This is a genomic window from Streptomyces sp. NPDC101393, assembly GCF_044767385.1.
Lineage (GTDB): Bacteria > Actinomycetota > Actinomycetes > Streptomycetales > Streptomycetaceae > Streptomyces.
In genome coordinates this window covers 33429-48176 of sequence record NZ_JBIWNU010000017.1, presented here as the reverse complement: position 1 = coordinate 48176, position 14748 = coordinate 33429, and the positions used below count along the sequence as shown (strand labels likewise).

Genomic DNA, 14748 nt, shown 5'->3' with positions numbered 1-14748 from the left:
CGACACTCCCCGGCCCCCGGGGGGGGTTGTGGCCCCACCCCCGGGGGGGGGGGGGGGGGGTGTTGTCGGGGGGGGGGGGGGGGGGGGCCCCCCGGGGGGGGGGGCCCCCCCCCGGGGGGGCCCCCCCCCGCCCCCTTGTCCGCGTGTCAGACCGTCAGGCCCCGCACCAGCAGATCCAGCAGGGCACAGACGAACAGCGCGATGCCGATGAAGCCGTTGACCGAGAAGAACGCCCGGTTGAGGCGGGACAGGTCGTGCGGCCGGACGATCGTGTGCTCGTACAGGAACGCGCCGACGACGATCACCAGACCGGCCCAGAAGAACACCCCGGCGCCGGTGGCCAGCGCGTACCAGACCAGCAGCGCCGTGGTGACGGCATGACAGGCGCGGGCACCGTGCAGGGCCGCCGGGATGCCGAAGCGGGCCGGTACGGACTTCACGCCGTGCGCCCGGTCGGCCTGCACGTCCTGGCAGCCGAAGATCAGGTCGAACCCGCCGATCCAGACGCCGACGGCGAGACCGAGGATGACCGCGTCCCAGGACCAGCTGCCGCTGATCGCGATCCAGGCGCCGACCGGCCCCATCGCCTGGGCCAGGCCCAGAATCGCGTGCGGGAAGTGGGTGAAGCGCTTCCCGTACGGATAGACCACCATCGGGATCACCGCGACCGGCGCCAGCGCCAGGCACAGCGGGTTGAGCAGTGCGGCGGCGCCGAGGAAGACGACGACGGCGATCAGCGCGCCGGTCCACGCCGACCTCACCGACACCGCGCCGGTGACCAACTCGCGCCCGGCGGTACGCGGGTTACGGGCGTCGATCTCGCGGTCGATGATGCGGTTGGCGGCCATCGCGAACGTGCGCAGCCCGACCATCGCCACGGTGACCAGCAGCAGCCGCGCCCAGTGGATGTTCCGGTCCCACTGGAACATCGCGGTCAGCGAGGCGATGTAGGCGAAGGGCAGCGCGAAGACCGAGTGCTCGATCATCACCAGACGCAGAAACGCCTTGGTCCTGCCGGGTTGCGGCAGCGCGGCGGCGGAGGCACTCACAGGCCGTACTCCTTCCAGCGGCGGTCGACCTTCGCCGCCGTCTCCGGGTCGGACTCGACCATCTCCGGCCAGCCCCCGTCTCGCGTATAGCCCTCCTCGGGCCACTTCCTGGTCGCGTCGATGCCTGCCTTGCCGCCCCAGAACTGCTGGTAGGAGGCGTGGTCGAGGTGGTCGACCGGCCCCTCGACGACGGTCAGGTCACGGGCGTAGTCGGTGTTGCCCAGCGCCCGCCAGGACACTTCGTGGAGGTTGTGCACATCGCAGTCCGCGTCCACGACCACGATGAGCTTGGTCAGCGACATCATGTGGGCGCCCCAGATGGCGTGCATGACCTTCTGCGCGTGCTTGGGGTACTTCTTGTCGATCGAGACGATCGCGCAGTTGTGGAAGCCGCCCGACTCGGGGAGGTGGTAGTCCACGATGTCCGGCACGATGATCTTGAGGAGCGGGAGGAAGAACCGCTCCGTCGCACGGCCCAGCGGCCCGTCCTCCGTCGGCGGCCGGCCGACGACGATCGACTGGAGCAGCGGGCGCTTGCGCATCGTGACGCAGTCGATGGTCAGCGCAGGGAAGGGCTCCTGCGGCGTGTAGAAGCCCGTGTGGTCACCGAACGGGCCCTCCGGCAGCATCTCGCCGGGCTCCAGCCAGCCCTCGATGACGACCTCGGCGTGGGCCGGGACCTGGAGCGGCACGGTCTTGCAGTCGACCATCTCGATCCGCTTGCCCTGGAGGAAGCCCGCGAAGAGGTACTCGTCGATGTCGCCGGGCAGCGGTGCGGTGGAAGCGTACGTCACGGCCGGCGGGCAGCCGAAGGCGATGGCGACCGGCAGCCGTTCACCGCGCTTGGCGGCGACCTGGTAGTGGTTGCGGCTGTCCTTGTGGATCTGCCAGTGCATGCCGATGGTGCGCTTGTCGTGGCGCTGGAGGCGGTAGAGGCCGAGATTGCGGATGCCGGTCTCGGGGTGCTTGGTGTGCGTCAGGCCGAGGTTGAAGAACGAGCCGCCGTCCTCGGGCCAGGTGAACAGCGCCGGGAGCGCGTCGAGGTCCACCTCGTCACCCTTGAGCACGACCTCCTGGACGGCCGCGTCCTCGCCCTTCACCTTCCGCGGCGGGACGTGCGTCATCCCGGCGAGCTTGCCGAACGCCTCCCGCATCCCGACGAAGCCCTGCGGCAGCTCGGGCTTGAGCAGCCCGCCGATCTTGTCGCTGATATCGCTGTACGCCCTGAGCCCGAGCGCCTTCAGCAGCCGGCGGTCGGTGCCGTAGACGTTCATGGCCAGCGGCATCGCCGAACCCTTGACGTTCTCGAAGAGCAGCGCCGGGCCCCCGGCCTTCTGCACCCGGTCCACGATCTCGCCGACTTCGAGATACGGGTCGACCTCGGCCTTGATGCGCCGGAGATCGCCCTCCCGGTCGAGCGCGCGCAGGAACGAGCGAAGATCGTCATAAGCCATGCGTTCCAGTATCCGGTACGCACTACCCTGGACGGGTCACCGGGCCCCGCCGCGGGCCCGCCGTCGCGTACAGGGGGCTCCTTCCGCAATGCTCAGGTATCTGCCGTTCCTCCTGGTGCTGGCACTGTGGATCTACGCCTTCATCGACTGCCTCAACACCCCCGAGAACCAGATCCGCGGCCTGCCCAAGGTGATCTGGGTCATCATCATCCTGCTCTTCGGTGAGGTGCTGGTGGGACCGGTCGCCTGGCTGGTCGCGGGCAAGGTCCGGGGCGCCCCGGCGGATGGCTCCACCCCCTCCGAATGGCACCGCAACCGCCGCGCCAAGTGGGTCGCGCCGGACGACAACCCCGACTTCCTCAAGTCCCTCAAGGACGAGAGCAAGAAGGACGAGGCGCTGCTCAAGGACTGGGAGGCCGATCTGCGGCGCCGCGAGGACGAGCTGCGCCGCAAGGACGACCCCACTCCGGACGGCCCCGACGACACGCCGCCGCCCGCCAAGAGCTGACCCCGGCCGGCGCTCCCGGCCTTCTCCGCCGTCCCGCCGCTTCCCCGCCGTCACCCGCGGCTCGCCCGTGTGTGCGTTGCCGGGCGGCGCCCGAGCGGGAAGAGTGGCCGATATGGACCAGGCACCGGATCAGGACCCGCAGGACTGGGCGCAGGACCGCGACGAACTCCGCCTGCACGGCACCGCCGAGGGCGTCCACCACGACCCGGCCGGCCACCGCGACCACCTCCAGGAGCAGGCCCGCGCGATGCTGGCGACGGCGGTCGCCGAGGCGCGGGAGGGCCTGGCCGAGGGCGGCATTCCGATCGGCGCCGCGCTCTACGGCCCGGACGGCGCGCTGCTCGGCTGCGGCCGCAACCGCCGGGTGCAGGACAACGACCCGTCCCTGCACGCCGAGACCGACGCCTTCCGCGCGGCGGGCCGGCAGCACAGCTACCGCGGCACGACGATGGTCACCACCCTCTCCCCCTGCTGGTACTGCAGCGGCCTGGTGCGCCAGTTCGGGATCTCGCGGGTGGTGATCGGCGAGGCCCGCACCTTCCACGGCGGGCACGACTGGCTCGCTCGGCACGGCGTACGGATCGTGCTGCTGGACGACCTCGGCTGCGCGGAGATGATGCGCGACTTCATCGGCGCCCACCCGGCACTGTGGAACGAGGACATCGGCAACGAGTGAGCCGGGCGGACGGCGGCCCTCGTAATCCGGTGGCCGTACGGCGCTCCCGGCGGCGAGCATGCCCCCATGCACCCGACCCCGGCCCCGATCCCGGCCACCACGCCCGCCCCCGCCGAACCCCTCCGCCGCGTCCGCGCGCGGTACACCGAGGCCACCGTGACCGTCTATCAGGCGTACGCGCCCGCACTGGGGGTCCCCGCCGCACGCGACGGCCGGTTTCCGGCCGCGTGGAAGCGGGAGCGGATGACATGGATCAAGCCGTCGTTCCTGTGGATGATGTACTGCTGCGGGTGGGGCGCCAAGGCCGATCAGGAGACGGTGCTCGCCATCGAGATCGAGCGGGCCGGCTTCGACCGGGCGCTGGAGAGCGCCTGCCTGTCGCACTACGACTCCGCCGCGCATGCGGACCGGGGGGCCTGGAAGCAGCAGTTGCGGAATGCGCCCGTCCGGGTGCAGTGGGACCCGGAGCGCGATCTGCGGCTGGCCGCGCTGCCCTACCGGTCGCTCCAGCTGGGGCTGTCGGGGGAGGCTTCGCGGCAGTACGCCGATGAGTGGACGGTGGGCATCACGGAGGTGACCCCGCTGGCCCACGAGATCCATGCGCTGATGCGGTCCGGTGAGACAGCGGCGGCCGCCGCGCTGCTGCCCCAGGAGCGGCCGTACCCGGCACCCGAGGGAACTCCGGGCCTCGGCCGCGTGTCCTGACGCGCGGCCGGATACGCGTAGTACGGGTGGTACGAGGGCTGCTGAGAGGTCCGTAGGGCGGCGTACGGGGCGTAGCGGAAGTGGGCCAACTCTCGTCCGTTCACGGCCAATTGATGCATCGTTCAGCTATCTCCCCCTGCCGGGGAAACCGGGGCGGCGCCACAGTCGGGTCGGCCCACGGAGGGCTCAGGCGACTCAGGGAGAGTGGCACATATGCCCGATATGACCCGACGCAGACTCCTCGGCTCGGCGGCCGGCGCGGTCGGCGGCGCCGCCGCGCTGTCGCTGCTGCCACCCAGCGTCCGCAAGGCCGTCGCCGCCGGACCGGCCCGGCACGGCTCGCTGGACGACATCGAGCACGTCGTCCTGCTCATGCAGGAGAACCGCTCCTTCGACCACTATTTCGGCACGCTGCGCGGCGTCCGCGGCTTCGCCGACCCGGACGCGCTCACCCTGCCCGACGGCCGGTCCGTCTTCCACCAGCCCGACGCGGAGAACCCGGACGGCTATCTGCTGCCGTTCCATCTCGATACGCACACCTCCAGCGCCCAGGCCATCCCCTCCACCAGCCACGCCTGGTCCGTCCAGCACGACGCGTGGAACGGCGGGAAGATGGACCGCTGGCTGCCCGCGCACCGCAAGGCCGACGGCGTCAACGGCCCGTACGTCATGGGCTATCACACCCGTCAGGACATTCCCTTCCAGTTCGCCCTCGCCGAGACCTTCACGCTCTGCGACAACTACTTCTGCTCGGTCTTCGGCCCGACCTGGCCCAACCGGCTCTACTGGATGACCGGCACCATCGACCCGGGCGGCACCCTCGGCGGCCCGGTCCTCAACAACACCGCGCCGCAGCCCTACCGCTGGACGACGTACGCCGAACGCCTCCAGGCGGCCGGCATCAGCTGGCAGGTCTACCAGGAGGAGGACGACTACGGCTGCAATCTGCTGGAGCAGTTCCAGCCCTTCCGGAACGCCGTGCCCGGCGAGCCGCTCTACGAGCGCGGGGTGCGGGCCCGGCCGGCCGGCACCTTCGAGGACGACGCACGGGCCGACCGGCTGCCCGCCGTCTCCTGGCTGATCCCCACCAGCTACCAGTCCGAGCACCCGGACTATCTGCCGGCCGCCGGCGCCGACTACGTGGCCCGCAAGATCGAGGCGATCGCCGCCAACCCCAAGGTGTGGGCCAAGACCGCCTTCATCCTCAATTACGACGAGAACGACGGCCAGTTCGACCATGTGCCGCCGCCCGTCCCGCCCGCCGGCACAGCGGACGAGTTCGTCGGGGGGCTGCCGATCGGCGGCGGGTTCCGCGTCCCGTGCATGATCATCTCGCCGTGGACGGTGGGCGGCTGGGCCGCGGGCGACGCCTTCGACCACACCTCGGTGCTGCAGTTCCTGGAGCGCTGGACGGGCGTCGAGGAGCCGAACATCAGCGACTGGCGGCGCTCCACCTTCGGCGACCTCACCTCGGCCTTCGGCTTCCGGCACCCCTTCCCCCGCCCGCCGCGGCTGCCCGGCGGCACCGCCGAGCAGCTGGCGCAGGCACAGTGGGAGGTGGCGCATCTGCCCAAGCCGACGCTGCCGGGCGCGGGACAGCTGCCCCCGTACCAGGAGCCGGGCCGCCGCAAACGGCGCTGACGGGCGCGGGGCCGGGACCGGACCCGACGGCGCCTCAGCGTGTGTGCTCGTACGCCCCGTACAGCGCGCGCCAGCGGTCCAGGCTCCAGGAGGGCCAGTCGGCGGGCCGGCCCGCCAGCGCCTCGGCGAGGAACTCGAAGTGCTGGTGCCAGTCGGCCAGGTGGCTCAGCACCGCGCTGTCGGGGCAGACCAGCTCATTGGTGAAGCGCAGCAGGGTGCCGCCGGTACGGTCCGGATCACGGCCGAGGTCGAAGCGGATCCGGCCGTGCACATCGACGGTGTACTCGGCCAGCCGGCCCGGCCCCCAGCAGGTGACCCGGCCGGGGGCGACGGTGGCGGCTCCGTAGCCGTCGGAGTGCTGCCGGTGCAGGGTGATCGCGCCGCCCTGGTGCCGTTCGAAGGGGTCGGCGACGGCCAGCCAGCCGGACAGCCCGGTGGCGCTGGCGACCGCGGCCCACACGTCCTCCACAGGCTGGGGAAAGCGCAGGGTGAAGCCGAGGGTGCGGGTGTCCGCCGTGGAATGGACGGTGCCGTACGGGATCGGGCTCTCCATGAGGGCCACGATCCCGTACGGCACGGGGTTGCGCAGATCGGACTGGGGCACCGGAGTGCTGCCGGGGCGTCCGGCCGTCCGGTCGTCCGGTCAGACTCCGGCGTAGGAGTGCAGGCCGGTGACGAAGATGTTCACGCCGTAGTAGTTGAAGAGGTAGCAGAGGAACGCGACCAGGCCCAGCCAGGCGGCCTTGCGGCCCTTCCAGCCGGCGGTGGCGCGGGCGTGCAGGTAGCAGGCGTAGGCGACCCAGGTGATGAAGGACCAGACCTCCTTGGGGTCCCAGCCCCAGTAGCGGCCCCAGGCGGCCTCGGCCCAGATGGAGCCCGCGATGATGGTGAAGGTCCAGAGCGGGAAGACCGTGGCGTTGATGCGGTACGCGAACTTGTCGAGCGAGGCGGCGGACGGCAGCCGCTCCAGCACCGAGGTGGCGAAGCCGCCGGGCTGCTTGACCGACGGGTTGGCGAGCTTGCCCTCGTAGCGGTCGCGGAAGAGGAAGAGCAGCGTGGCGACGGCGCCGAGGTAGAGCACCGCGCCGGAGATGATCGCGCAGCTGACGTGGATCCACAGCCAGTACGAGTGCAGGGCCGGCACCAGCTGGTCGCTGGCGGTGTAGAGCACCGTGACCGCGAGCCCGAGGTCGAGCAGGACCGTGGTGATCAGCGGCAGGCCGATCCAGCGGACGTTCTTCTTCAGCAGGAGCAGGATCAGGTACGCACTGACGGCGACCGCGGCGAACGTCGTGGAGAACTCGTACATGTTGCCCCAGGGGGCACGCTCCACCGACAGGGCGCGGGTGATCACGCCCAGCACGTGGAGCGCCCACGCCAGGACGGTCAGCGAGATGGCGATCCGGCCGTAGAGGTCGCCCTTCTCGGTGCCGCCGGCCGCGCCCGGCCCGTCCGGCACATCGCGGCTGCCGGCCGCCCGCTTGATGATGACCTTCGGCCGCTCCAATACGGCGGTGCCGCCCTTCTGCACCACCGGGGCGGGCGCCGCGGCCGGTGCCTGCACGGCAGCCGTCAGGGCCGCCGCGGTGCGCCCGACCTTGCTGCGGCTGCCGAACACCCACTCGGCCATGTGCGCGAGAAAGGCGAGGGTGTAGACGGCCATCGCCGAATAGACCAGCACATTGCTGTTGTGGGCCATTGTCTCGTTGGCTGCGGCAGCGAGATTCACGCGCGCGCTCCTTCGGAGGGATCAGCAGGATCGGCGGAGTCGGTGGGCTCCGCGGAGTCTTCGGGTTCGGTGTCCGCGGCCGGGCCGGGGTCCGCGGCGATCGGAGCGTGCGGCGCCAGGGCCACGGCGAGATCGGAGAGTTCCTCCGGGAGCCGCGGCGACTCGCTGCGGCCGAGGCCGGCCATCTCGACGACGGTGACGCCGTCGGCGCCCTTCTCCGCGCGGATCCACACCCGCCGCCGCTGGATGAACAGCGAACCGGCCAGGCCCAGCAGGGCGGCGACCGCGCCGGTCAGCGCGAGGCCGTTGCCGGGCTGGTGGGTGATCTTGAAGCTGGCCCAGTTCTTGACGCCGTCGAACCGGATGCTGCCGTCACCACCGGGCAGCGTCATCGTCTCGCCGGGCTTCATCATCTGGGCGACCGCGCGGCCGTCGCTCTTCTTGTACTGCTTGAGGTTCTTCTGCTCCAGCTTGTAGACGTTCTGCGGCAGACCGGAGTCGATGCCCAGATCACCGTGGTACGCGGTCAGCGTCAGCCGCGGATTGTCCAGCGCGGGGAACTGGGAGAACATCGAGCCCGATCCCCGGCCGCCGAACGTCGGCACGAAGAAGCCCTGGAACCCGAGCTGATTGCGCTTGCCGGCCTTGGTCTGCGCGCCCGGCACCTTCACCACACCACTGGAGGTGAAGTTCTTCGGGTCCTGCGGCAGGAACGGCACCGCTCCGTTGTAGACCACCTTGCCGCGGCCGTCCTTGACGGTGACCTCCGGCGCGTAGCCGTGCGAGAGCAGATAGACCTTCGAGTCCGCGATGTCGAGCGGCTTGTTCACCTCGATGGCGGTGGAGTGCTCCTTGCCCTCCGCGCCGTTGAAGTAGCTGATATTGGCGCGGAAGGTCCGCGGGGTGCCCTTCTGCGGACCCGACCGTTCGTAGGTGACGTCGAACTTCTTCATCGAGAAGCCGAAGGGCTCCATCGTGTCGGTGTCGAAGAACGGGCCGGATTTGAAGTCGTCGTACTGCGTGAGGCTGTTGGAGAAGCCGTCGCCGTCGGCGATCAGCTTGCCGCCCTCGGACTTCCACAGGCTGCCGACGGCGAACGCCACCAGCATCACGATCAGCGCGATGTGGAAGACGAGGTTGCCGGTCTCGCGCAGATAGCCCTTCTCGGCCGCGACCGCGGTGCCGCTCCGGTGCGTCCGGAAGCGCCGCTTCCTCATCAGCTGCCGGGCCGCCCCGAGCACCTCGTCGGGGTCCGCCCCGGTGCGCCAGGTGGTGTACGCGGGCAGCCGGGTCAGCCGGCTCGGGGCGCCCGGCGGCCGGCCGCGGAGCTGCCCGACGAACTGCCAGGTGCGCGGCACGATGCAGCCGATGAGCGAGATGAACAGCAGCAGGTAGATCGCCGAGAACCACACCGAGCTGTAGACGTGGAACATCCCCAGCTTGTCGTAGAGCCCGGCGAGCGTGGGGTGGTCGCCCTTGAACTCGTCGACCTTGACCGGGTCGATGCTGGTCTGCGGGATCAGCGAACCGGGGATGGCGCCGATCGACAGCAGGAAGAGCAGCAGCAGCGCCACCCGCATGGAGGTGAGCTGCCGCCAGAACCAGCGCGCCCAGCCGACCGGGCCGAGCGACGGAAAGCTGATGTCTTCCCTGGGCGCGGTGGAGAGCTGGGATCCGGCCGCGCCGAGATCGGTGCCCCCGTCCGCGGCGCCCTGCGCGCCGTTGTCCGGGCCGGAGTCCGGGTCGCGGGGGGTGTCGGTCTTCGTGGACATCAATCAGATCCCAACGGTGAAGCTTTGCGTCCAGCTCTGGAGCTCGGACATCAGGCTGTCCCAGACGCCGGTGACGAGGAGGATGCCGAGCGCGACCATCATGCCGCCGCCCGCCCGCATCACCCACACGTAGTGCCGCTTGACCCAGCCGAACGCGCCGAGTGCCCGGCGGAAGGCGATCGCGACAAAGATGAACGGCAGCCCCAGGCCCAGGCAGTAGGCGACGGTCAGCAGCGCGCCGCGGCCCGCGCTCGCCTGCGAGAAGGACAGGGTCTGGACGGCGGTGAGGGTCGGGCCCAGGCACGGCGCCCAGCCGACACCGAAGAGCACGCCGAGCACCGGCGCGCCCATCAGCCCCATGGCGGGCTTCTTGTGGAAGCGCAGCTCGCGCTGGCCGAAGCGCTTGAGCACCCCGGCGAACGCCAGCCCGAGCAGGATCATCAGCACACCGAGGATGCGCGAGATGACGTCCTTGTAGCTCTGCAGGGTGGACCCGAAGAACCCGAAGAGGGCCCCGCCGGAGACGAAGACGGCGGTGAAGCCGAGGACGAACAGCGAGGCGCCGGCGAGCATCCGGCCGCGCTTGGCCTCGGCGAGGTCCGTGCCGGTGACGCCGGTGACATACGACATGTAGCCGGGCACGAGCGGCAGGACGCAGGGCGAGAAGAAGGAGACCAGACCGCCGAAGAGGGCGATCGGCACGGCGACCAGGAGGGCGCCGTTCAGGACGGTCTCGTTCCCGGCGGCCTCGGCGGCGAGCTGGATCATGTGATCACTTCTCGGCGATCAGCGGGGTGATCATCTTGCGCAGCCCGTCCTCGGTGAGCGCCCCGATCGAGCGGGCGGCGACCTTGCCGTGCCGGTCGATGGCGATCGTGGAGGGGATGGACTGCGGGTTGATGCTGCCCTTGGGGAAGCGCAGCATCAGCTTGCCCGTCGGGTCGAAAAGGCTCGGGTACGGCACCTTGTGCTGTTCCTCGAAGCTGTTGGCCTGCGACTTCTCGGAGTCGCGGGTGTTGATCCCGACGAACTGGACGCCCTTGTCCTTGGTGTCGTTCGCGACCTTGGTGAAATTCGGGGCCTCGGCGCTGCAGGGCGCGCACCACGATCCCCAGACGTTGAGGACGACGACCTTGCCCTTGTAGTCGGCGACGTCCAGCTGCTTGCCCTTGGTCGTCTCGCCGGAGAGGTTCGGGGCCTGCTGCCGCTCGGCCTTCTCGACCGTGGCGACGCCGTTCTTGCCCTGGACGAACCGGGTCTGCGAGGAGCCGCCCGAGGTGCCGTCACCGCAGGCGCTCAGCGTCAGGGACGCGACCGCGGCCCCTGCGGCGAGCAAGGTGATGCGGCTGCGGCTCGTGAGGCGGCGTGGGGCGCGGCAGGCACTCATGTGAAAAGTTTCGCATGGGCCATTTCCGGATCTTCCACGCCCCCCTCGACGGACCGGGCCCGCAGGCCCCGGCCCGTGCGGCCGCCGTCAGGCGGCGGCGAGGTAGGACTTCCAGCCGCCGGCCGGCTTCTGCCCGACACCGATTCCCTGGAGCTTGGCGAGGACCTGCGGGTCCTGCGCGTCGAGCCAGTCGGTGAACTGCCGGAAGGACACCAGCCGGACATCCTTGTTCTGCTCATTGGCAATGTGCTTGAGCGCTTCCTCGACGGCATCCATATAGATACCGCCGTTCCACTGCTCGAAGTGGTTGCCGATGAAGAACGGCGCGCGGTTGGTCTCGTAGGCCCGCTGGAATCCCGAGATATACGCGTCGGTGGCCTGCTGCCGCCAGCCCGGGTAGTTGGCCGGCGGCGCCTTCGTGGAGTTCTTCGACTGGTTGGCGAGGATGTTGTAGTCCATCGACAGGACTTCGAACGAGTGCCCCGGGAAGGGAATCTGCTGCAACGGATAGTCCCAGATACCCATCTTCTTCTTGGGCCACATCTGGAGACCGCCGGGCGAACTCGCGTCATAGCGCCAGCCGAGGTTCTTGGCCGTCGGCAGCAGATTCTCCTGACCGAGCAGACAGGGTGTCCGTCCGCCGACCAATTCCTTGCGGTAGTCGAAGGGCAGCGGCTCTATGTCCGTGAAGCCGGTATACGTACGCCACTTGGTGACGAAATCCATCGCCTGGTCGATCTCGGACTGCCACTGCTCGGGCGTCCAGAGCTTGACGGTACCGGCGCCGGAGCAGAAGTGGCCGTTGAAGTGGGTGCCGATCTCGTGGCCGTCCAGCCACGCCGCCCGCACGTTCTTCAGCGTCTCCTTGATGTGCCCGTCGGTGAGATAGCCGATGTCGGAGGCGCCGACCCGGTTGTTCGGCGGGCGATAGAGGTGCTTCTTCGATTCGGGCAGCAGATAGAGCCCCGAGAGGAAGAAGGTCATGGCCGCGCCGTGGTCCTCGGCGAGCTTGAGGAATCGCGGGAAGAGGCCGTTGCCGACCTCTCCCGCGCCGTCCCACGAGAAGATGACGAACTGCGGCGGGGTCTGTCCCGGCTCCAGCCGTTCGGGCTTGTCCGGCTGGTTCGGCTGGGCCCCGGAATTCGCGGTCGACCCGTCACCGATGGGCTTCGACCTGGCCTGCACCGAGTTCTTCACCCGCTGCTTGTCCGCCTCACTGTCCGAACCCGAAGCGGAACAGCCTGCGACGACCGACGCCGCGGCTGCCCCAACTCCCATACCCAGCAGGTTCCGCCGACTGATCGCCCGCATACCGTCGTCCCCATCCGTGCTCGCCGAACTCAATATCCATATAAACGGACAATCGAGAAGAGGGCGCCACGGACACGGAGGTTCCGAGTTATTCGCTCACATCTTTTATTTTGCCTGCCATTGACATACCGCCAATTGACGCGCCATCAGGCCCCGAAAGCTTTGCCCTTTCCCGGGACGGGTTTGGCGCCCGCCAGCAGATGGGCGGGGACGAGGTCCCGGGCGGGCTCGCTGTAGCCCACCGAAATGATCTTGTCGCCGTGGAACGTGAACGACGTCAGCGAGGCGAGCGTGCACTGCCGCTTGCGCGGGTCGTGCCACAGCCGCCGCCGCTCCGCGAAGCTGCGCACGATCCAGATCGGCAGCTGATGGCTGACCGCCACCGCCTCGTGCCCGCGCGCCGCGTCCCGCGCCGCACCCAGCGCCGCCATCATCCGGACGACCTGCTCAAGGTACGGCTCGCCCCAGGACGGCCGGAACGGGTTCGTCAGGTACTTCCAGTTCGCCGGCTTCTTCAGCGCGCCGTCGCCGACCCCGAAGGTCTTCCCCTCGAAGACGTTGGCCGCCTCGATCAGCCGCTCGTCGGTGGCCGTCTCCAGACCGTGCGCACCGGAGATCGGCATCGCCGTCTCCTGCGCACGCTCCAGCGGCGAGGCCACGACATGCGTGATGTCCCGCTCCGCGAGGTGCTCGGCGACCCGGTCCGCCATCTTCCGGCCGAGTTCGGAGAGGTGGTAGCCGGGACGGCGGCCGTAGAGCACGCCCTCCGGGTTGTGCACCTCGCCGTGCCGCAGCAGGTGCACGACGGTGATGTCTTCGCTGCTCATGTCACCCATTCATTCAGTCGTCTGGAGGCCGGTAGCCCCGCGGGACGGTCGCCCGCGGGACGGTACCGCCGGCCCGTCGTAGGTCAGGCGGTCGCCTCGGCCGCGGCCCGCGCGGCGGCCGGCAGGGCGGCGGCGATCCGCTCGACGGCCGCGTCGTCGTGCGCGGTCGACACGAACCACGACTCGAAGGCGGACGGCGGGAGGTAGACGCCCCGCTCCAGCATCGCGTGGAAGAACGGGGTGAAACGGAACGACTCCTGCGCCTTGGCCGCGTCGTAGTCCGTCACCTCGGCGTCCGTGAAGAAGACCGAGAACATATTGCCCGCGACCTGCAGCCGGTGCGCCACGCCCTCCTTCGCCAGCGCCGCGGTGACCAGGCCCCGCAGCTCCGCCGACACCGCGTCGACCTTCGCGTACGCCGCGTCGTCCAGCAGCCGCAGCTGCGCGACACCCGCGGCGGTCGCGACCGGGTTCCCGGACAGGGTGCCCGCCTGGTAGACGGGGCCGGCCGGTGCGAGATGCGCCATCACGTCGGCGCGGCCGCCGAACGCCGCCGCCGGGAAGCCGCCGCCCATGACCTTGCCGAAGGTCATCAGGTCGGGACGCACCCCGTCGATGCCGTACCAGCCGGCCTTGCTGACCCGGAAGCCCGTCATGACCTCATCGGAGATGTACAGCGCGCCGTTCTCGCCGCAGACGTCCTTCAGCCCCTGGTTGAAGCCGGGCAGCGGCGGCACCACGCCCATGTTGCCGGGCGACGCCTCCGTGATCACACACGCGATCTGGCCCGGGTGCGCGGCGAACGCCGCACGCACCGCCTCGATGTCGTTGTACGGCAGCACGATCGTGTCGCCCGCCTGCGCACCGGTCACGCCCGGGGTGTCGGGCAGACCGAAGGTCGCCACGCCCGAACCGGCCGCGGCCAGCAGCGCGTCCACATGCCCGTGGTAGCAGCCGGCGAACTTGATCACCTTGGCGCGGCCGGTGAACCCGCGCGCCAGACGGATCGCCGACATCGTCGCCTCGGTGCCGGACGACACCAGCCGCACCTGCTCGACGGGCTCGATGCGCGCCACGATCTGCTCGGCCAGCTCGACCTCCCCCTCGCCGGGCGTACCGAAGGAGGTGCCGCGGGCGACCGCCGCCTGCACCGCGGCGATGACCTCCGGGTGCGAGTGGCCGAGGATCATCGGCCCCCACGAACACACGAGGTCGACATACTCGCGGCCGTCGGCGTCGGTGAGGTACGGACCCGTACCGGACACCATGAACCGGGGCGTACCACCCACAGCGCGGAATGCCCGCACCGGAGAGTTGACGCCGCCGGGCGTCACCACGGACGCGCGGTCGAACAGCGACTGCGAAACAGGGGCTTCATACGGAAATGACACGGTGATCCTGACCTGCGTAAACGAAGGGAAGGGCGGCGGCGCGCGGACGCGGCCCGTGCTGACAACGGTGCGGGAAGCTCCGCGCGGACACCTTTGGGGCTCCGCTCGGTTCCATCTCGGTCCCTTTTTGATTCCTCTCGCGCTCGACCACGCCTCAGCGCCCGCGCGTCTGCGAAACTGGGCCGTCGTACGAGTAAGTCACGCAAGCAATGGTCTCAGAGGCGCACAGGGGCGCGCGGCCGGGCGTTTCACGCGCCGGTGACGGGGGAGATCTCTGAGACGATGATCGGGTTGCGCG

At 70.0% G+C, this 14748-nt stretch carries 14 protein-coding genes; 4 read left to right on the top strand and 10 right to left on the bottom strand.

The genetic code is table 11. The annotated features are described in order from the left end of the window. Window positions 1–146 precede the first annotated feature (146 nt). Together mqnP and ACIRQ7_RS35495 are read right to left on the bottom strand one after the other, a co-directional pair. Complete coding sequence (mqnP, locus tag ACIRQ7_RS35500; protein ID WP_404266636.1) at window positions 147–1049, bottom strand: menaquinone biosynthesis prenyltransferase MqnP; 903 nt, start codon at window positions 1047–1049, stop codon at window positions 147–149. Beyond that, window positions 1046–2503: a menaquinone biosynthesis decarboxylase gene (locus tag ACIRQ7_RS35495; RefSeq protein WP_404266635.1), complete on the bottom strand. Its 1458-nt coding sequence runs from the start codon at window positions 2501–2503 to the stop codon at window positions 1046–1048. The genes mqnP and ACIRQ7_RS35495 overlap by 4 nt, the downstream gene beginning before the upstream one ends. Window positions 2504–2591: 88 nt before the next feature. Here ACIRQ7_RS35495 and ACIRQ7_RS35490 point away from each other — a divergent pair, with 88 nt between their 5' ends. The 4 genes from ACIRQ7_RS35490 to ACIRQ7_RS35475 all read left to right on the top strand — a co-directional run bounded on the left by ACIRQ7_RS35490 (window position 2592) and on the right by ACIRQ7_RS35475 (window position 6033). Then, window positions 2592–3011 carry a PLD nuclease N-terminal domain-containing protein gene (locus ACIRQ7_RS35490; RefSeq protein ID WP_404266634.1) on the top strand — a complete coding sequence of 140 codons (420 nt, stop codon included), beginning with the start codon at window positions 2592–2594 and terminating at the stop codon, window positions 3009–3011. Between the two features lie 112 nt (window positions 3012–3123). Continuing rightward, a complete protein-coding gene (locus ACIRQ7_RS35485; protein WP_404266633.1) occupies window positions 3124–3687 on the top strand; it encodes a nucleoside deaminase in 564 nt (187 codons plus the stop codon). Between the two features lie 66 nt (window positions 3688–3753). Next, the gene (locus ACIRQ7_RS35480; protein ID WP_404266632.1) at window positions 3754–4392 is read left to right on the top strand and encodes a DUF4291 domain-containing protein; all 639 of its coding nucleotides are present in this window, start codon (window positions 3754–3756) and stop codon (window positions 4390–4392) included. Between the two features lie 213 nt (window positions 4393–4605). Then, window positions 4606–6033: an alkaline phosphatase family protein gene (locus ACIRQ7_RS35475; protein ID WP_404266631.1), complete on the top strand. Its 1428-nt coding sequence runs from the start codon at window positions 4606–4608 to the stop codon at window positions 6031–6033. 34 nt (window positions 6034–6067) lie between these two features. On the opposite strand, the gene ACIRQ7_RS35470 is transcribed toward ACIRQ7_RS35475, so the two are convergent. The 8 genes from ACIRQ7_RS35470 to hemL form a co-directional block, all read right to left on the bottom strand. Next, window positions 6068–6586: a hypothetical protein gene (locus tag ACIRQ7_RS35470; protein WP_404266630.1), complete on the bottom strand. Its 519-nt coding sequence runs from the start codon at window positions 6584–6586 to the stop codon at window positions 6068–6070. A 90-nt stretch (window positions 6587–6676) separates the two neighbouring features. Further along, window positions 6677–7762, bottom strand: a complete 1086-nt coding sequence (ccsB, locus tag ACIRQ7_RS35465) for a c-type cytochrome biogenesis protein CcsB (RefSeq protein WP_404266629.1) — start codon at window positions 7760–7762, stop codon at window positions 6677–6679. Further along, window positions 7759–9534, bottom strand: coding sequence for a cytochrome c biogenesis protein ResB (locus ACIRQ7_RS35460; protein ID WP_404266628.1), 1776 nt, complete (start codon window positions 9532–9534; stop codon window positions 7759–7761). Before ACIRQ7_RS35460 ends, ccsB begins: the two co-directional genes overlap by 4 nt. A gap of 3 nt (window positions 9535–9537) precedes the next feature. Beyond that, the gene (locus ACIRQ7_RS35455; RefSeq protein ID WP_401474168.1) at window positions 9538–10302 is read right to left on the bottom strand and encodes a cytochrome c biogenesis CcdA family protein; all 765 of its coding nucleotides are present in this window, start codon (window positions 10300–10302) and stop codon (window positions 9538–9540) included. Window positions 10303–10306: 4 nt separating this feature from the next. Next, window positions 10307–10921, bottom strand: a complete 615-nt coding sequence (locus ACIRQ7_RS35450; protein ID WP_404266627.1) for a TlpA family protein disulfide reductase — start codon at window positions 10919–10921, stop codon at window positions 10307–10309. A gap of 87 nt (window positions 10922–11008) precedes the next feature. Next, a complete protein-coding gene (locus ACIRQ7_RS35445; RefSeq protein WP_403677360.1) occupies window positions 11009–12232 on the bottom strand; it encodes a hypothetical protein in 1224 nt (407 codons plus the stop codon). Between the two features lie 146 nt (window positions 12233–12378). Next, window positions 12379–13059: a histidine phosphatase family protein gene (locus ACIRQ7_RS35440; RefSeq protein ID WP_401474159.1), complete on the bottom strand. Its 681-nt coding sequence runs from the start codon at window positions 13057–13059 to the stop codon at window positions 12379–12381. An 83-nt stretch (window positions 13060–13142) separates the two neighbouring features. Then, entirely contained in the window at window positions 13143–14450 is a 1308-nt protein-coding gene (gene hemL / locus ACIRQ7_RS35435) for a glutamate-1-semialdehyde 2,1-aminomutase (RefSeq protein WP_404266626.1), read from the bottom strand. Window positions 14451–14748: the final 298 nt, after the last annotated feature.